Source organism: Polaribacter sp. M10, assembly GCF_054968445.1.
In genome coordinates this window covers 72,646-90,529 of record NZ_JBSSBG010000011.1, presented here as the reverse complement: position 1 = coordinate 90,529, position 17,884 = coordinate 72,646, and the positions used below count along the sequence as shown (strand labels likewise).

Below are 17,884 nucleotides of genomic sequence, written 5' to 3'. Positions count from 1 at the left end.
GTTCTTTTTGTGTATGCTACTAGTGCATTCTTCTCTAAACGCACAGGGTTTATTAGACAAATTAGAAAAAGAATTTCCAGACAAACCTGTTTATGAAATTGCTACGTTTAAAACTACCAGAATTGGATTAGGACATTCTATAGAAACACGTAAAAAAGGAATTTTAGAAATTGCTTTTTACAATAGATATTGGAACATGCCAGATTTTAAAGGACAACGTTTTTTAGCGGATAAAGTTAGCATACGTTATGGTTTAGATTATGCTTTTTCTGATAATTTTACCTTTGGTTTAGGCTATACTAATTATGACAAAATTACTGATGGATTTTTTAAATATAAACTTTTAAAACAACGTCAGAACTCGAACAAAGGTGTAGTTAGCATTACTTTAGTTCAAGGTTTTTCGCATAGAAAAGTAGAAAGCATGTATAATGATTATTATCAACAAATCAACACATCAACTTCTAGTAAATATGCTTTTACCAGTCAAGTTTTAATTGCTAGAAAAATAAATACTGAACTTTCTTTACAAGTTGCACCCACTTTTATACAAAGAGCAGAAAATCCGTTAATTAATGATACTAAAAATCAATTTGCAATTGCTTTTGGAGGTAGACATAAAATTGGTGGTCATGCATCTATAGTATCAGAATATTTTTATGTTACAAATCCAATAACATCCATAGAAAATTACAATGCTTTTATGATTGGTATTAATTGGGAATTGAGCCATTTAATGTTACAATTTCAGATGACCAATGCTAGAAACTTTGCAGAAGATACTTTTATCACCCAAACTAGAAATAATTTTAACGCTAAAGACGGTAATTTCCATTTTGGATTTAATGCTACATGGGTATTACAGACTAAAAAGAAGAAATTATAGCAAATAGAATTTCATTTTTAATTTCTTAGGATGATAATTTACAAGTGATTCTTTACATAAAACCTCTCCATTAATTAACTTAAAGTTAATACCTAAAAGTTAAAGTTAGCTATATATTTGCCCCTTCCTTTTATTGATAATTTTAAAAAAAAAATCGGAATTTAAATTTAGCAAATGAAAAATAATAATATAAAATTAATTCTCTTAATAGCAGTAGGAATTCTAATTTCAAGTTGCTCAAATGATGTTGAAGAGAACTTAGACACTATTGCCCCAACAATCGCAATTGAAAGTCCAGAAGTAAATCAAAATTATGTTGGCTATTGGGGAGGTGCTTGGCCAGAGGCAGATAAAGTATTTATAAAAGCAATTGGAACAGATGAAACAAAAATTGCATTTATGCATTTAAAAGTACTTGACAATAATGGAACTATAGTATTTGAAAAAACTGTGAATAGCTCAGCAAATATGCAAACTGAACTTATTATTTCGGAGAGTTTTACACCTAGTAAAACTGAAACTTATAGTGTAATAATTAGTGCAACAGATGCTAATGGAAATATCCAAAATTCAGATCCTCGATTTTTTATTGTAGAATAAATATTTAAGCCTTAAATAAAACTAAAAAACTCTTATTCTGTAATTAGAATAAGAGTTTTTTTTTTAATTTAAAAGTATTAAAAGACTAAACTAATTTCTTAGCATTTTTAACTTTTTGCTTTGTTAAAGCAATATCGATTACCTGTTTCATATCAGAAACATAGTGAAAAGTTAATCCTTTTAAATAACTTTCTTTAATTTCTAAAATGTCTTTTCTATTATCTTCACAAAGAATTATTTCTTTAATATTTGCTCTTTTAGCAGCCAATATTTTTTCTTTAATTCCGCCAACAGGCAACACTCTTCCACGTAAAGTAATTTCGCCAGTCATTGCTAATTTATTCTTAACTTTTCTTTGTGTATACGAAGAAATTAAAGAAGTTAACATGGTAATACCAGCACTTGGTCCATCTTTAGGAGTTGCGCCTTCTGGTACGTGAATATGAACATTATATTTCTCTAAAACTTCTGGGTTTATACCAAATTCTTCAGCATTAGATTTTATGTATTGCAGAGCAATTGTTGCAGATTCTTTCATTACAGTTCCTAGATTACCAGTTATAGAAAGGTTTCCTTTACCTTTAGATAAAATAGATTCTATAAATAAAATATCACCCCCAACAGAAGTCCAAGCCAAACCTGTAACTACACCAGCAACATCATTGGTTTCGTATTTATCTCTGTTTCTTGGTGTTCCTAAAATTTCTTCTACTTTTTCTGATGATAAACTTACCTCATATTCTTCTTCTAAAGCGATACTTTTGGCAGCAAAACGCACCACTTTAGCTACTTGCTTTTCTAAACCACGAACACCAGATTCGCGAGTATATCCTTCTACAATTTGCTCTATTTGTTTTTTACCTAATTTTAAATCTTTGGTAGTTAATCCATGTTCTTTTAATTGTTTAGGCAATAAATGTCTTTTGGCAATTTCTACTTTTTCTTCGATAGTATAACCTGTAACATTTATAATTTCCATTCTATCTCGTAAAGCCCAAGGAATTTGTCCTAAATTATTAGCTGTTGCTATAAAAAGTACTTTAGATAAATCGTAACCAACTTCTAAATAATTATCGTAAAAAGCTTCATTTTGTTCAGGATCTAAAACTTCTAACATGGCAGAAGATGGATCTCCTTGATGACTTTGTCCTAACTTATCAATCTCGTCCAAAACAAAAACTGGGTTTGATGTTCCTGCCTTTTTTAGGTTCTGAATTAAACGCCCAGGCATTGCACCAATATATGTTTTTCTGTGACCTCTTATTTCAGCTTCGTCACGTAAACCACCTAAAGACATTCTTACATATTTACGTCCTAAAGATTCTGCTATCGATTTTCCTAACGAAGTTTTACCAACTCCAGGAGGCCCATACAAACAGATAATTGGCGATTTCATATCGTTTCTTAACTTTAAAACAGCCAAATGCTCGATAATTCTTTCTTTTACTTTTTCTAATCCAAAATGGTCTCTGTCTAAAACTTTGGTAGCACGTTTTAAGTCGAATTTATCTTCTGAGAAAATTCCCCAAGGCAATTCTAATAACAACTCTAAGTAACTTCTTTGTACACCATATTCAGCAGCTTGCGGATTCATTCTTTTTAAACGACTCAGCTCTTTTTCAAAAGTTTCTCCTACTTCTTTACTCCACTTTTTTGTTTTGGCTTGCTTGCGCATTTCTTCCAATTCTTGATCATTAGAAACACCTCCTAATTCTTCTTGAATGGTTTTTAATTGCTGATTTAAATAATATTCACGTTGTTGTTGATCTAAATCTTCTCGAGTTTTAGACTGAATATCGTTACGCAATTGTAATTTTTGCAGCTCTTTGTTTAAGTTTTTAAGTGTTAATAATGCTCGTTCTTTTAGATTGTCTTTTTCTAAAATTACTTGTTTTTGCATCACACTTAAATCCATATTGGATGCAATAAAATTCACCAAAAACGAATTCGATTGTATGTTTTTTATAGCAAAAGAAGCTTCACTTGGCAACATTGGGTTTTCTTTAATTACCTCTAAAGCCTGTTCTTTAATAGAATCGATAATAGCATCGAATTCTTTTTTATCTTCTATTACTTTATTTTCAAAGGACTCTTTTACTGTAGCTCTTAAATAAGGTTCTGTCTGAATTAACTCATCAATTTCAAAACGTTTTTTACCTTGAATAATTACGGTTGTATTACCATCAGGCATTTTTAAAACACGTAAAATCTGTGCTACAACTCCAGTTCTATGAATGTCTTTTAAACTTGGTATTTCCTCATCTTCATTACGTTGCGCTACAACCCCAATAATTTTATTGCCCTTGTTTGCATCTTTTATCAACTGAATCGATTTATCTCTACCTGCTGTAATAGGAATTACAACTCCCGGAAATAAAACAGTATTTCTTAAAGGCAATATTGGTAAAGTTTCTGGCACACTCTCTTTGTTTATAATTTCCTCATCCTCAGGGGTCATTAAAGGAATTAACTCAGAGTCTTCGCTCATAATATCCTGAAAAGACAAACTGTCTAACTTTATAATTTTTGATTTGCTCATTTGCTATATATCTGTCATTCTGACATTGATTATGTTCTTTACATCAAAACCAATATCTCTATATTAAAACTAAAGTATTGATAATCATAAATATAAAAAATTACGACTGATTATCTCAATTATTAAAAACAATTGTTGTGCCAATTCATATAAAATACATATTCTCAATTATTTTTTTATCATTTTTGTAGAAAAAAGTACATGACAATAAGAGTTAAAACTATTTTTTACAAAGGCTGGGAAAAAGCAATAGAAATCTCGAATTCAGAAATTAAAATAATTGTTGTTCCAGAAGTTGGTAGAATTTTACATTTTGGTTTTTTAAATGCTGATAATATCTTTTATGAAAACAAAACTCTAGAAGGATTAACATTTAAAAACGGTGCTTATTTTAAAGAAAACAACATTATACAAGCACCTAATATTGGTGGCAATCGAGTTTTACCTTGTTCCGAAGATTATTTTCATTTGATAACTGGCTCCAGACATGTGCCTGATCCTTTTATAAATGCAAGTGAATATAAAGCAACAATTTTAAAAAACGGTGTAGTTTTAAAAAGTCCGATTAGCAATTTACTAGGAATCCAAATCATTAGAAAAATTACAATAAATGAATTTGATACAACTGTAAAAATCAATCAAGAATTGATTAAAATAAAACCTGCCTTAACCCCAGTTTTAGAGAAAATTCCTTTAACTATTTGGAGTTTATCAAAAATTAAAACGCCAAATGTTAGTTATACAAAATTAGCCAAAAATAGTATTTTTAAAAATGGCTTTACCATTTCTGAATGGCCAGATGCCCAAAATTATGCAGAAGAAAATGCATCCGTAAAAAATAATCTTTTAACTTTAAAATCTTCTGATGAATTTCCTCAAAAAATAGGTACAGACTCCAGAAATTGGGTAGCAGGTTATTTAAATGATACTCTTTTTATAGAAAAATTTAATTTTGAAGAAGAGAAGATTTATCCAGATAAAGGGACTTCTGTTACTATTTTTGGAAATGATATGTTTAGTGAATTAGAATGTTTAAGTCCTGAAAAAGAATTAAAAATAAACGATAAAATAAGCTATAATTTGAGTTGGAACTTAGAAAAAGTAACGAACAAAGAAAAAGCTACACAATTTCTTAAAAAGCTATAAACGAAGCACTAATATTACTCTTATTAAAAACTTTTATATTATTTTTAAAAAACTGTCACAAGTCAAATAAAGTTTTGTCTTTAGAATAGAAGTTTTTAATTGGAAGCTAATCAACCACATATAACCAACCTTTTAGAACGCTGTAAATCGTCTGATAAAAACGCGCAACTGAAAATTTACAATGCTTATTACAAAGCAATGTACAACTCAGCCCACCGAATTTTAAAAGACAGTTACGAAGCTGAAGATATTATGCAAGAAGCATTTTTAACAGCGTTTATAAAGCTAAATTCCTACAAAGGGGAAGTTGCATTTGGTGCGTGGCTAAAACGAATTGTTATCAATAAAAGCTTAACACAACTTAAGAAAAACAATCGTTATGAAGAAGTAAAAATGGAAGTTGTACCTAATGATGAAATTGAAGATGAAGCTATAAATTACACAGGTTTAAATCCTAAATTGGTTTTAAACAGTTTACAAGGATTAAAAGAAAATTATAGAGTTGTGCTCACTCTTAATTTAATAGAAGGATTTGATTATGAAGAAATTGCACAAATATTAAATTACACAAACGAAAATGTGAGAACCACAGTTTCTAGAGCAAAGAAAAAATTAAAGCAAGTTATACTTGCGCAAAATATACAAGCACAAGCTTATGGAAGATAAATTACATAACTTTTTTTCTGAAAATGATTTCGATTTTCAAGAACCACATTCAGGGCATTTAGAACGTTTTGAACGTAAATTAAATCACCCAAAAAAAATAAATAGAACTTCTTGGAAATGGCTTTCTGTTGCAGCATCTGTTGTATTAGTTCTTGGCTTTTGGTTGGGTAGCTCACATCAAAAAAGAGTAATGGATCTTGCTGATGTATCTCCTAAACTAGAAGAAGTACAAGATTATTTTGTAAGTACAATTAATGCAGAATTAAAAACCGTAGAAAAAAACAGAAGCCTAGAAACAGAAAGCATTATAGAAGAAGCTTTAGATCATTTAGAAGATCTTGAAGACAACTATAGAATGTTTATTTTAGAATTAAATGCAGAAGGTAATAAAACAAAAATTATCAATTCTATGATAAGAAATTACCAACAACGCTTAGAAATATTAGAAAATGTATTGCAACAAATTGAACAGATTAAGAACCCTAACCTTTTAAATGATGAAATTTATATATAAAATTACCTTACTATTTTTACTTTTCCCACTCATTGCAGTAGCAAATAACACTGGTACTAAACAAGAAAAAAGCAAAGTAATACAAAAAGAATACAAAGTAAATAGCAATGCTAAAGTTGCCCTAAACAATAGGTATGGAAATTTAAATATTACTACTTGGAATAAAAACATCGTAGAAATAGAAGTAACCATTACTGTTAAAGGTAACAGTTTAGAAAGTGTAGAAGATAAATTATCTACAATTGATGTAGAATTTGATGCCTCTTCTAGTTTTGTATCTGCCAAAACAACTTTTGAAAAAGAACAAAAAAGCTGGTCTTTTTGGAAAAAAAGTAACAACCTTAGTTATAAAATTAACTACAAAGTAAAAATGCCTAAAACCAATAGCGTAGATTTAAATAACGATTATGGTAACATATTTTTAGGCGATTTATCTGGTAAAGCAAATATTAATTGCGATTATGGTAAAATTACAGTGGGCGAATTATCTGCAAACAACAATACTATTAATTTAGATTACTGCTCATCTTCTACAGTAAGTTTTATGAAAACGGGTAATGTTAATGTAGATTATTCTAAAATTACCATTGATAAAGCCGAAGATTTAAAAGTAAATGAAGACTACTCAACTATAAAATTTGGCAAAGTAAAAAACATCAATTTTAACGCAGATTATGGTTCTGTAAGCATTAGCGAAGCTGAAAATGTAAATGGAAATTCAGATTATGCAAGTATGCGTTTGGGTACTATTTATAAAAATTTAAATATAGAAACAGATTATGGTAGTGTTTCTGTTGATAGACTAGCAAAAGGTTTTGAAAGCGTGATTATTGACGGACAATATGCAGGTATAAAAATTAATGTTGATGAAGATGCTGTTTTCGATTTTGTGCTAGACTTACAATATGCTGGTTTTAGATATGATGATGATCAAATAGAATTTTTTAAAAAAATATCTAAATCAACAAAAAAATATTACGAAGGTAAATTTGGTAAAGGAAATTCTAATGCTAGAATAAAAATAAGATCTCAGTATGGAGGAGTATCCATCAAAGAAAAATTTTAAATACAATCTACTAAAAAATAAAATTATGCTTAAAAAAATTACTTTATTACTATTTACAATTACTTTAAGTTTATCTACTAATGCCCAAAGCTGGTGGGGAAGTAATAAAAAAATAAAAGGAAATGGAAATGTGGTTACTGTTAACAGAACTACATCCGATTACGATGAAGTTTCTGTTGGAGGTTCTTTTGATGTGATCTTGATAGAAGGAAAAGAAGGGAACATAAAAATAGAAGGCGAAGAAAACATTATACCTTATGTAGAAACTGAAGTAAGTGGTAATACTCTTAAAATAAAATATCAAAAAAACACCAATATTTATACTACAAAAAGATTAACGGTAACTGTTACGTATAGTGATATTGATAAAGTTTCTTTAGGTGGTTCTGGCAATATTACCAACGAAGGTGTTATTAAAGCCAACGATTTAAAAACATCTTTAGGTGGCTCTGGAAACATAACTTTAACCATTGATGCAGATGAAGTTAGCGCAAACATTGGTGGCTCTGGAAACATTAAATTAGAAGGTACATCTAACGAATTAAATTGCTCTATTGCAGGTTCTGGAAGCATAAAAGCATATGAATTAAGCACAGATACTTTAAACGCAACTATTGCTGGTTCTGGAAGTATAAGAACTACCGTAAAAACCAAAATTAAAGCAAAAGTAGTAGGTTCTGGTAGTGTGTATTACAAAGGTAACCCTAAATATATAGATACTAAATCTGTGGGTTCTGGAGATGTAATTGATAGGAATTAGAGATTAATATGATTTAAATAATAAAAAAAGACCTAAAGATGTAAATTCACTTTAGGTCTTTTTTATTTTATAACTTTAAAAATCAGTTATTAATTTTTAATAGTTTCTGTATTGTTGGGTTTCTTCAAAAACATGTTGTAAAATTCGTTTTTCTACATCATCAAAAACTAAATTTCTACGTTGCATAACTACTGTTACTACTTCAAAAACTTTGTTGGTTTTATATTCTGTAAAACCAGATGCACCTCCCCAACTAAAAGATGGTACAAAATTTCTTGGAAAACCACTTCCATAAATATTAGCAGAAACTCCTACAACAGTTCCTGTATTAAACATGGTGTTTATTCCGCATTTGGAATGATCTCCCATCATTAAACCACAAAATTGTAAACCTGTTTTTGCAAATCTACCTGTTTCATAATCCCATAATTTTACCTCAGCATAATTATTTTTAAGATTAGAGTTATTTGTGTCTGCACCTAAATTACACCACTCTCCCAAAACAGAATTTCCTAAATACCCATCATGACCTTTACTAGAATAACCAAATAATACAGAATTATTAACCTCTCCTCCTACTTTGCAATAAGGACCTAAGGTAGTTGCGCCATAAATTTTTGCGCCTAATTTTAACACTGATTTTTCGCACATTGCTAAAGCACCTCTTATTACACAACCTTCCATAATTTCTGCATCTTTACCAATATAAATTGGTCCATTAGATGCATTTAAAATTGCAAAAGAAATTTTAGCACCTTCTTCTATAAAAATATTTTCTTTATTAATGCATTGTACTCCTTCAGGAATTGGCTGTGAAGTTCGTCCTTCTGTAAGCAAATCGAAATCTTCTTGAATGGCTTTATTGTTTAGTGAAAAAATATCCCAAGTATTTTTTATCTGAATAATGTCTTCATCAAACTCAATTGCAGTGTATTCTTCAAAATTTACTTCATCTTGTGTATCCGAAGTAAAAAAAGCAATTACATCATCACCTTTAAAAATGGCTTCGTTTTCTGATAAATTTTTCACTTTTTCTACCAAACTATTTGTTGGACAAAAAGAGGCATTTATTAAAATATTCTCTGCCATTTCTACCATCGGATATTTTTCTTCTAAATATTCTTCTGTTATGGTTGTTGTAGTTAGGCTTAAATATTTTTCCCATTTTTCTCTAATGGTTAAAATTCCCACTCTTAAATCTGCAACTGGTTTGGTGTAGGTAAATGGTAAAAGGGATTTTCTAACATCTCCATCAAATAAAATGTAATTCATTTCTTGGTTTTTATAGCTAAACAAATTTAGCTTTTTTAAAGCATAAAAAAAACCGATAGTCATAAATACTACCGGTTTTCATCATTTGAACTAAAAGGGTTTAATTTTTAATAAATTTCTGACTTCCAATTTTATCATCAGAAACTACTTTTAAGACATAAATACCTTTTGATAAACTACTTACGTTAATTTTACTATTTAATTCTGTAACATTATTTGTTAAAACTAATTTACCTATATAATTATAAAATTGAACAGTAGCTTTACTTGAACCAGAAGGTAACTGAATGGTTACATTTTCTAAAGCTGGGTTTGGATATAAATCAAAGTTTAAACGTTGAGCTTCTTTAATGCTTAATGAAGGCGAAGATGTACTTGCTGTTACTACTTGATCTCCCCCATCAAAAGCATTACCATTTCCATTAGCCGCATTTACAGCAGTGTAAAATGTTACATTACCCAAATCTGTAGAAGGTGATCTCCAAGTAAAAGACCAATCTCCAGAACTTGATGGAAAAGTGTGTGTTACTGCTTTATTACTATTTACAGTTCTACTACCAGAACCTGCAGTAAAAGCTCCTATTTTTGCATTCGAATTACTTTCTGCTGTAAGTTGAAAACCATGAGCAGAAGAACTAGAAGTTGTGTTTACATTAATTGTATAATCTGTATCTAACAAATAACCTGAATCTGGAATGTTAGATGTAATTTCTACAGAAGCATTAAAATTACCTCCACTATGACATGCAGCACAAGTTGCACCACCATCTCCAGGAGAGCCAGATCTAGCATCTGATCTACCACCAGAACTAGACATTAATAAAAAAGCTGAAACTGGTATAAGTAATAAAAAAAGTTTAAAAATGTAGTGTTTTTTCATTTGTTTTTAATTTAGTTGGTTATATAATTAGGCTTAATTTCTTAGATGTTATTTGTGATTGCTTTACACTATTTTTGATGATAGCATAAATCTAAAACCATTGTAAATAAAGCCATTAACTAACCTTATTACAATAAAAACCGGCTGAGAGGGAAAAACGAGGCTGTAAAAAGGAATATTTTTACTTGAAAATCTTTACTTTTTAAGCTAAAAAGAATGTCAGAAAAAAAAGAATTGTATTTTTGGTTTATGACAAAAAACAAAACAAACTTTAAACATATTAGCGAATCTCAATTAACTATTAATGAGTTAATGCTTCCATCTCACTCTAATTTTAGTGGAAAAATTCATGGAGGTCATATTCTAAATTTAATGGATCAAATTGCTTTTGCTTGTGCATCTAAACATTCTGGCTATTATTGTGTTACAGCTTCTGTAAACAAAGTAGATTTTTTAAACCCTATAGAAGTTGGTGAATTACTTACTCTAAAAGCTTCTATAAATTACACTGGTAGAACTTCTATGGTTGTGGGTTTACGTGTAACTTCTGAAAACATTAGAACTGGCGAAATAAAACATTGTAATTCTTCTTATTTTACCATGGTTGCCAAAGATGAAAATGGAAAAAGCGTACCTGTACCTGGTATAATTTTAACCACAAAAGAGAGCATTAGACGTTTTGCCAGAAGTATTGTAAGACAACAACATAGTAAAAAAAGAACCTCTAGATTTAACGAAGACGTTTTTAAAACAGAAGAATACATGCACCTTTTTGAAGGCAGCAATTCTAAAATTGAACTTACTTAAACTTTTTTTCTTTGGATGAATTCATAGATATTTTAACTCCGGATGGAAAACCAACAGGCAAAACCGCTTTAAAATCGGAAGCGCATAAAAATGGATGGTTTCATGCCACTGTACATATTTGGTTATTTACTTCGGATGAAAAAATATTGCTACAAAAAAGAGCATTGACTAAAAAAGTATTTCCAGGTTTGTGGGATATTTCTGTTGCTGGACATATAGGTGCAGGAGAATCAATTTTATCATCAGCAAAAAGAGAAGTTTTTGAAGAAATTGGATTAACTTTAAATGAAGCTGATTTGATTAAAATTGGCACAAGAATTCATCAAGTAAAACACAAAAACGGAATTCAAGATAACGAACATCATCATGTTTTTATTGCAGAATTAAAAGTTCCTATTTCTGAATTAATCATTCAAAAAGAAGAAGTTGACGCTATTAAATTATATGATTTATCCATCTTAACAGAAACCGAAAAGTTTGAAAACGTTTTGCTTTCGAGGTTTCATAGTTATTATTGTGATGTTTATTCTAAAATTCATCAGCATGTAAAAAAAAACAAATGAAAAAAAATAAAGTAGTAAAATTAGTTGCAGACCATAAAACAAGTCAAAAACCTGAAGAAAAATACTCTTCATTAATAGAGAAATTTATTTCTCCTTTTGTAGATAACCTCAATGATTTTGAGCATCAAGAAGAAATTTTTGATTTTGTTATAAACGCCTGGAATTACGGTAATTTAAAGTCCATTTTTGACAAAGATGAGTTTAAAGAGATCATTTCTGTAGCTAAAGAAGATGATCCTCTTCATTTTCCTTTACTTAAAAAAATGGTAAAAGAAAAAACCATTAAATATAAAGAATTTACCGATTTTATAGTTGACTTTGATATTAAAGTAAATAAAGATTCAATTAGTTTTAAAGTAAAAACAGCAGAAGAAGATGATTATATGCTAAACCTGTTAACTGGTACTATTTCTGACGAAACTGTTCCTTTAAAAAGTGATTTTGAAGAAAACTATATTAACAGGTCTGCAATTGCTTTAAAACCCTTACAACCTTTTATAGATTGGCAAAATACTATTTACCCAGATGCTACCATAGATGAAAATGACTTAAAGGATATAAATATTTATTTAATAAATAACGCTAGCTATGAAGATGTAGATACCTATTTAAAAAAGAAATTTGATAAATATTTTATGATGGAATTAGAAGGTTGGCATACAGATAAAAGAAATTGGCCACAAAGACGTAATTACAAAATGTTTAAAAATTGGTTTCAGGTTAATATTAGTACTGCTGTTTTTGATTTAGAAAAAACACCAATTAGTAAAAGTGAATAGTTTTAAAAATAAAAAAGGATGAAAAACTCAATTGCAGAACGCGTTTATGATTTTTTAAAAAACTACCCTCCTTTTAACTTGCTATCAAAAAGTAAATTATTAGAAATTGCTAAAGAAATAAACATTGTTTATTTAGAAAAAGGCAAAGTTTTATTTAATAAAAATGAAACCAATCATAAACACTTTTATATTGTTAGAAATGGCGGAATTAGTTTATTTCAAAATGCTAAAAAACAACGTGTTTTAATTGATATTTGTGATGCTGGAGATATTTTTGGCTTAAGACCCTTAATTAGTAAAGAAAACTATTTATTAGATGCAATTGCTAATGAAGAATCTATAGTTTATGGCATCCCTATAGCTGTTTTTCAATCAGTATCAGAAAACAATAAAAAGATAAACAAGTATTTAATTACTTCATTTGCTTCAAAATCTTTTGACCCTTATACAACCGAGCAAAGCAGCAATGTTTTTACAGATTATATTGTAAAAGACAGTTTAAAATACTCTAATTTACATTCAGTAAAATATACGAAAAACCCTTTAAGTTGCACCGTAAATTCTAATATTAAACAAGCAGCTATTAAAATGAGCTCTAAAAAAGTGGGCTGTATTGTTGTAGTTGATGAAGCCAAAATTCCAAAAGGAATTATTACTAATAGTGATCTTAAAAACAAAATAGCAACTGGCATTTTTTCGATTGATACTTGTGTTTCAGAAATTATGTCATCACCAGTAATTACACAGCCTAAACACTTAACGGTTTTAGATGCTCAACTACAAATAATTAAACATAAAGTTAGTCATTTATGTATTACAGTAGATGGCACAAGCAACTCTAAATTAATAGGAATTTTAAACAACTACGATGTTTTAGCCTCTTTAGGAAATAACCCTACAGTAATTTTAAAAGAAATAAAAAGGGCTAAAAGAACCAGTGAATTGCGTAAAATTAGAAACAAGGCTAACCAACTTTTAAAATCTTATTTAGAACAGAATATTCCGCTTTCTCATATATCCAAAATAATATCAGAAATTAACAATAGTGTTACTATTAGAGTTGTTGAAATTTCTTTAAAAAAAATGCAATCACCACCACCTGTAAAGTTTTCTTGGATTGCTTTGGGTAGCCAAGGTAGAGAAGAACAACTTTTATATACAGACCAAGACAATGCCTTAATTTTTGAAGATACTACAACAGAAAACTACTTAGAAACTAAAAATTTCTTCTTAAAATTAGCGGGTTATATTACAAAGTCTTTACATAAAATAGGGTTTGAATATTGCCCAGCAGAAATGATGGCAAACAACCCAAAATGGTGTTTATCTTTATCTGAATGGAAAGAACAATTTAATAGCTGGATTATAAATGTTGATGAAAAAGCAATTTTATTATCTTCTATTTTCTTTGATTTTAATCACATTTATGGTAGTGCTTCTTTGGCAAAAGAATTAACACAAAGTATTTTCAAAACCCTAAACGAAAGAAGTTTGCTCTTTAATTTTCTTGGTAAGGAAGCTATTGCTAGCCCTTCACCCTTAGGTTTTTTTAAACAGTTTTTAGTAGAAAATAATGGAGATCATAAAGATTCTTTTAATATTAAACAAAGAGCATTAATGCCTTTAATAAATGCTGCAAGACTTTTAACTTTATCTAATAATATTTACGAAATTAACAACACTGCCAAACGTTTTGAAAAGTTAGCAGAAATTGAACCACAAAATAAAGAATTGTACCAATCTTGTTCTTATGCTTTTAAAGCCTTGCTAAAGTTTAAAACCAAACAAGGTATTTTGCATAACGACTCTGGTAAATTTATAAAATTAGAATCTTTAACAAAAGAAGAAAAATTGAAACTAAAAAGATGTTTTAAACCTATTAGAGAAATACAAGAAGTACTTTCTATTCGATTTAATTTATCTAAATAAAATTATACTATGGAGTTTAATTGGTTTCAAAAAAAAGAAAAAAAAGTATTACCTGAGTATTTTTTAGAGTATAAAAATGCTTTTTTAAATGTAGAAAAACTGCCAATAAACCAAACCCGATTTGTTGTTTTTGACACTGAAACTACTGGTTTTTCTATGAAAAAAGATAGAGTTTTATCTATTGGTGCAGTTTCTATAATAGACAATATTATTAATGTAAAAGATTCTTTTGAGGTTTATATAAAACAAGAAATTTTTAAAGCAGAAACTGTGCCCATTCACGGAATTTTAAAATACGGTGAAATGGATAAAATAAGCGAATTAGAAGCTTTAAAACTATTTCTAAAATATATTGAAAATGCGGTTTTAGTTGGTCATCACGTGGGTTTTGATGTACAAATGATTAATGAAATATTAAAAAGGAACAAATTACCCAACTTGGTAAATAAATCAATTGATACTGGTTTTCTTTTTAAAAAATCGAAACACGCTGTTTATCAAAATGATCAAAAACATTATACTTTAGATGATTTGTGTGATGAACTAAAAATCTCTAAAAGTGATAGACATACTGCAAGTGGAGATGCTTATATTACTGCAATTGCCTTTTTAAAAATTCTATCTCGCTTAAACAAAACAACTGATTTAAAATTTAAAGATTTACTATCTTAAAAAAAGAGAACCTCGAAAACATTATTGTTTTCGAGGTTTTATAATTCTATTTATAAGATTCTATCAATTTATCAACAATAAAATCTAAATTATTGAACTGGTTTAGCATAAAATGAATCAGCCAATTTACCTTGACTTAATAAAGGTAAAGTAAATTCTGTTGCAGGTCTTGCAGGTTCAGTTGGGTTTCCATTTTCGTCTTGTTTGTACCAAATCAATTCTTTTGGTAAAATAACTCCGTTTACATTTACCCACTTGTTATATTTAATTATTTTAAACTTTTCACTAGGTGCTTTAGAATTAAAGGTTACAGTATATGCTAACCATTCCATCTGAAATGTTTCAGGATTGTAATAAACAATATAATTATCATCAGAAGAATTACCTATATTAGCTTTGTAAGAAATTTTATAACCAGGATAATCTACGCCTTCAAAAGAAATAACATTTTCGGCTTTTTCATAAAGTATTCCATCATCTGCTAACACAAAAGGCATTGCATAAAAATAGAAATACAAATTGTAATAAAAAGTAGGATTCCCTTTATAAGCACCTTCTTTTTCTTCATCTAACCAAACTTGTTGTCCATCAAAACCTAAAGAATATTTTGGGTGATTGATTACTGTTTTTCTTGAATGTAAATCAACAGTATGTACTTCTTCTCCTTTATTAAAAGATAAAACTTGAGCTTTTCTCCAAGCATTTATCCCTCCATGTTTTTCAAAAACTTTACCTAGTTCATCAGGAAAATTTTCTTTTTTATTTACTTTTCTTGCTTTTTCTTTTGTTTGATTTTTCTTCTCGTTTTTACAAGAAATAGCAAAAAGCACTACCAGCAATAAAAGTATTTTTTTCATTTGTTTGAATTTGTTTTAAGAAAGTCGAATTGATTCTGATTACTTACAAAAATAAGGAAATCTTTAGTGCAATTAGTGTTATTAAATCTTAGCTTGATAGGTGTACAAATCAAAATACCTGCCTTTTGCGTCTATAAGTTCTTGGTGGGTTCCTCTTTCTGCAATTTTACCAGCTTCTATCACCAAAATTTGATCTGCTTTTTTAATGGTACTTAATCTGTGAGCAATAACAATAGTAGTTCTATTTTTAATTAACTCTGATAAACTTTTCTGAATTAAAGCTTCACTTTCTGTATCTAAACTAGAAGTTGCTTCGTCTAAAATAAGAATTTTAGGATCTGCCAAAATAGCTCTTGCAATTGCCAATCTTTGTCTCTGTCCTCCAGATAATTTTACACCTCTTTCTCCAATTAAGGTATCTAAGCCATTATCGAATCTGTCTGTAAACTCGTTTACATAAGCAGCTTTTACTGCATTTTGCAATTCTTCTTCAGTTGCATTTGGTCTTGGAAATAGAATATTTTCTCTGATAGAACCTTCAAACAGAAATTCGTCTTGTAAAACAACACCTAAATTTTTACGATAACTAGATAGTTTTACTTTAGACATATCTTGATTATCAATAGTAATTGTACCAGATTTAGGGTTTAAAAATGTTGCTGATAAACCAGCAATGGTAGATTTACCAGAACCAGAACTCCCAACCAAAGCAGTAACAGAACCTGCAGGAACTTTAAAATTGATATTATGCAATACCTGTTTCCCTGCTTCATAAGCAAAAGAAACATCATCAAAATTAATTTCTCCTTTTACGTTTTCTAAAGCAATTGTTCTGTTTTCATTGTCTTCTTCTGCAGTCATATTCATTAACTCTTCAGTTCTGTCTAAACCTGCTAAAGCTTCTGTTAATTGACTACCAATATTACTCATTTGCACAATTGGAGCTACCATAAATGCCAAAAGAGTTGTAAATTTAAATAGATCTCCAAAGGTCATTGTACCTTGAATCATATAATAACCTCCAATACCCATAACTCCTGTAGTGGCTACACCTATTAAAAAAGTAGATGAACTTGTCATAATTGCAGTTGCTGTCATACTTTTTTTAACATTGGTAAAAATATCTGCAACTCCTTTTTCAAATATCTTGCTTTCTTGCTCTTCTGCATTAAAGGCTTTTATTACTCTAATTCCGCCTAAAGTTTCTGTTAAACGCCCTTTAACCTCTGCATTAATTTTGCCTCGAGCTCTAAAAATAGGACGAATATATTTGAAAGATTTTAACGCAATAAAGCCAAAAATTGATAAAGGAACAAAGGTAAAAAGTGTCATCCAAACATTCATTTTTATTAGAATTACCAATGTAATTATTGCTGTAAAAGAACCGCCAATTAATTGTACTAAACCAGTACCAATTAAATTTCTTACTCCTTCTACATCGCTCATAATTCTAGAAACCAATGCTCCAGATTTTGTGTTATCAAAAAAACTAATTGGCAATGTTAAAACTTTCTTTTGTACTTCTGCTCTTAATTCTGATATTAAATATTGTGCTTGTATACTCAACACTTTTGTCAACAAAAAAGAGGTAACTGCTTGTATTAAAATTGCTCCAAGTACAATGGCTACTAATGTATACAATTGATTAAAGTCTTTATTGGGTACAACTTCATCGAACAAAACTTTACTTTGTAAGGGCAATACAAACCCAGACAAACTTCTGATGATAATTAAAATTAAACCTAAAAAAACTAAATTTCTTCTGGGCCAAATAATGGTTTTAAAAGCTTGTTTTAAAGTAACTTTTGGTTTCTTTTTTTCTTGTGATGATTCTTTATAATGCTGCATAAATTAGTAATTGTCAATTTATATGCCATTAGAAACTATTATGACAGATGTGCAAACTTACAAAAAGACCTGTCAGGTTTTGGAAACCTGACAGGTCTGA

General features: G+C 29.2%; 17 protein-coding genes. 12 read left to right on the top strand and 5 right to left on the bottom strand.

Annotated elements, in window-relative coordinates; all coding sequences use genetic code 11:
- Nucleotides 1–13 precede the first annotated feature (13 nt).
- Both ACWYN7_RS11275 and ACWYN7_RS11270 read left to right on the top strand, forming a co-directional pair.
- On the top strand, nt 14–886 hold the full coding sequence (locus tag ACWYN7_RS11275) for a DUF5777 family beta-barrel protein (protein ID WP_462860060.1): 873 nt from the start codon (nt 14–16) through the stop codon (nt 884–886).
- A gap of 174 nt (nt 887–1,060) precedes the next feature.
- Nucleotides 1,061–1,486 (top strand): hypothetical protein, encoded by a 426-nt coding sequence (locus ACWYN7_RS11270; protein ID WP_462860059.1) that lies wholly within the window; start codon nt 1,061–1,063, stop codon nt 1,484–1,486.
- An 85-nt stretch (nt 1,487–1,571) separates the two neighbouring features.
- Here ACWYN7_RS11270 and lon read toward each other — a convergent pair whose 3' ends face one another.
- Nucleotides 1,572–4,025, bottom strand: a complete 2,454-nt coding sequence (gene lon, locus ACWYN7_RS11265; protein WP_462860058.1) for an endopeptidase La — start codon at nt 4,023–4,025, stop codon at nt 1,572–1,574.
- Nucleotides 4,026–4,226: 201 nt separating this feature from the next.
- Here lon and ACWYN7_RS11260 point away from each other — a divergent pair, with 201 nt between their 5' ends.
- The 5 genes from ACWYN7_RS11260 (at nt 4,227) to ACWYN7_RS11240 (ending at nt 8,177) form a co-directional block, all read left to right on the top strand.
- The gene (locus ACWYN7_RS11260) at nt 4,227–5,171 is read left to right on the top strand and encodes a hypothetical protein (RefSeq protein ID WP_462860057.1); all 945 of its coding nucleotides are present in this window, start codon (nt 4,227–4,229) and stop codon (nt 5,169–5,171) included.
- Nucleotides 5,172–5,270: 99 nt separating this feature from the next.
- Complete coding sequence (locus ACWYN7_RS11255; RefSeq protein ID WP_462860056.1) at nt 5,271–5,837, top strand: RNA polymerase sigma factor; 567 nt, start codon at nt 5,271–5,273, stop codon at nt 5,835–5,837.
- On the top strand, nt 5,827–6,351 hold the full coding sequence (locus ACWYN7_RS11250) for a hypothetical protein (protein ID WP_462860055.1): 525 nt from the start codon (nt 5,827–5,829) through the stop codon (nt 6,349–6,351). The genes ACWYN7_RS11255 and ACWYN7_RS11250 overlap by 11 nt, the downstream gene beginning before the upstream one ends.
- The gene (locus ACWYN7_RS11245; protein ID WP_462860054.1) at nt 6,335–7,417 is read left to right on the top strand and encodes a hypothetical protein; all 1,083 of its coding nucleotides are present in this window, start codon (nt 6,335–6,337) and stop codon (nt 7,415–7,417) included. The genes ACWYN7_RS11250 and ACWYN7_RS11245 overlap by 17 nt, the downstream gene beginning before the upstream one ends.
- Before the next feature lie 25 nt (nt 7,418–7,442).
- The gene (locus ACWYN7_RS11240; protein WP_462860053.1) at nt 7,443–8,177 is read left to right on the top strand and encodes a head GIN domain-containing protein; all 735 of its coding nucleotides are present in this window, start codon (nt 7,443–7,445) and stop codon (nt 8,175–8,177) included.
- A gap of 96 nt (nt 8,178–8,273) precedes the next feature.
- Here the strand turns inward: ACWYN7_RS11240 and ACWYN7_RS11235 are convergent, their stop codons facing one another.
- Nucleotides 8,274–9,449 carry a GlmU family protein gene (locus ACWYN7_RS11235; protein ID WP_462860052.1) on the bottom strand — a complete coding sequence of 392 codons (1,176 nt, stop codon included), beginning with the start codon at nt 9,447–9,449 and terminating at the stop codon, nt 8,274–8,276.
- A gap of 100 nt (nt 9,450–9,549) precedes the next feature.
- Nucleotides 9,550–10,329: a choice-of-anchor V domain-containing protein gene (locus ACWYN7_RS11230; protein ID WP_462860050.1), complete on the bottom strand. Its 780-nt coding sequence runs from the start codon at nt 10,327–10,329 to the stop codon at nt 9,550–9,552.
- A 216-nt stretch (nt 10,330–10,545) separates the two neighbouring features.
- On the opposite strand from ACWYN7_RS11230, the gene ACWYN7_RS11225 reads away from it, so the two are divergent.
- The 5 genes from ACWYN7_RS11225 to ACWYN7_RS11205 are packed head-to-tail and all read left to right on the top strand — an operon-like array spanning nt 10,546 to nt 15,079.
- Entirely contained in the window at nt 10,546–11,136 is a 591-nt protein-coding gene (locus ACWYN7_RS11225) for an acyl-CoA thioesterase (RefSeq protein WP_462860048.1), read from the top strand.
- An 11-nt stretch (nt 11,137–11,147) separates the two neighbouring features.
- Nucleotides 11,148–11,699 (top strand): NUDIX hydrolase, encoded by a 552-nt coding sequence (locus tag ACWYN7_RS11220; RefSeq protein ID WP_462860047.1) that lies wholly within the window; start codon nt 11,148–11,150, stop codon nt 11,697–11,699.
- Nucleotides 11,696–12,478 carry a hypothetical protein gene (locus ACWYN7_RS11215; protein ID WP_462860046.1) on the top strand — a complete coding sequence of 261 codons (783 nt, stop codon included), beginning with the start codon at nt 11,696–11,698 and terminating at the stop codon, nt 12,476–12,478. The genes ACWYN7_RS11220 and ACWYN7_RS11215 overlap by 4 nt, the downstream gene beginning before the upstream one ends.
- Nucleotides 12,479–12,496: 18 nt before the next feature.
- Entirely contained in the window at nt 12,497–14,407 is a 1,911-nt protein-coding gene (locus ACWYN7_RS11210) for a DUF294 nucleotidyltransferase-like domain-containing protein (RefSeq protein WP_462860045.1), read from the top strand.
- Between the two features lie 9 nt (nt 14,408–14,416).
- Nucleotides 14,417–15,079 carry a 3'-5' exonuclease gene (locus tag ACWYN7_RS11205; protein WP_462860044.1) on the top strand — a complete coding sequence of 221 codons (663 nt, stop codon included), beginning with the start codon at nt 14,417–14,419 and terminating at the stop codon, nt 15,077–15,079.
- Between the two features lie 89 nt (nt 15,080–15,168).
- On the opposite strand, the gene ACWYN7_RS11200 is transcribed toward ACWYN7_RS11205, so the two are convergent.
- The gene (locus tag ACWYN7_RS11200) at nt 15,169–15,936 is read right to left on the bottom strand and encodes a DUF6503 family protein (RefSeq protein WP_462860043.1); all 768 of its coding nucleotides are present in this window, start codon (nt 15,934–15,936) and stop codon (nt 15,169–15,171) included.
- Between the two features lie 81 nt (nt 15,937–16,017).
- Complete coding sequence (locus ACWYN7_RS11195; protein WP_462860042.1) at nt 16,018–17,784, bottom strand: ABC transporter ATP-binding protein; 1,767 nt, start codon at nt 17,782–17,784, stop codon at nt 16,018–16,020.
- Nucleotides 17,785–17,884 lie beyond the last annotated feature (100 nt).

Coding starts and splice junctions, on each gene's coding strand:
- ACWYN7_RS11235 (WP_462860052.1), bottom strand. CDS start 9,449: ATGAATTACATTTTATTTGATGGAGATGTTAGAAAATCCCTTTTACCA.
- ACWYN7_RS11195 (WP_462860042.1), bottom strand. CDS start 17,784: ATGCAGCATTATAAAGAATCATCACAAGAAAAAAAGAAACCAAAAGTT.
- ACWYN7_RS11260 (WP_462860057.1), top strand. CDS start 4,227: ATGACAATAAGAGTTAAAACTATTTTTTACAAAGGCTGGGAAAAAGCA.
- ACWYN7_RS11230 (WP_462860050.1), bottom strand. CDS start 10,329: ATGAAAAAACACTACATTTTTAAACTTTTTTTATTACTTATACCAGTT.
- ACWYN7_RS11250 (WP_462860055.1), top strand. CDS start 5,827: ATGGAAGATAAATTACATAACTTTTTTTCTGAAAATGATTTCGATTTT.
- ACWYN7_RS11210 (WP_462860045.1), top strand. CDS start 12,497: ATGAAAAACTCAATTGCAGAACGCGTTTATGATTTTTTAAAAAACTAC.
- ACWYN7_RS11205 (WP_462860044.1), top strand. CDS start 14,417: ATGGAGTTTAATTGGTTTCAAAAAAAAGAAAAAAAAGTATTACCTGAG.
- ACWYN7_RS11225 (WP_462860048.1), top strand. CDS start 10,546: ATGTCAGAAAAAAAAGAATTGTATTTTTGGTTTATGACAAAAAACAAA.
- lon (WP_462860058.1), bottom strand. CDS start 4,025: ATGAGCAAATCAAAAATTATAAAGTTAGACAGTTTGTCTTTTCAGGAT.
- ACWYN7_RS11240 (WP_462860053.1), top strand. CDS start 7,443: ATGCTTAAAAAAATTACTTTATTACTATTTACAATTACTTTAAGTTTA.
- ACWYN7_RS11200 (WP_462860043.1), bottom strand. CDS start 15,936: ATGAAAAAAATACTTTTATTGCTGGTAGTGCTTTTTGCTATTTCTTGT.
- ACWYN7_RS11270 (WP_462860059.1), top strand. CDS start 1,061: ATGAAAAATAATAATATAAAATTAATTCTCTTAATAGCAGTAGGAATT.
- ACWYN7_RS11245 (WP_462860054.1), top strand. CDS start 6,335: ATGAAATTTATATATAAAATTACCTTACTATTTTTACTTTTCCCACTC.
- ACWYN7_RS11275 (WP_462860060.1), top strand. CDS start 14: ATGCTACTAGTGCATTCTTCTCTAAACGCACAGGGTTTATTAGACAAA.
- ACWYN7_RS11215 (WP_462860046.1), top strand. CDS start 11,696: ATGAAAAAAAATAAAGTAGTAAAATTAGTTGCAGACCATAAAACAAGT.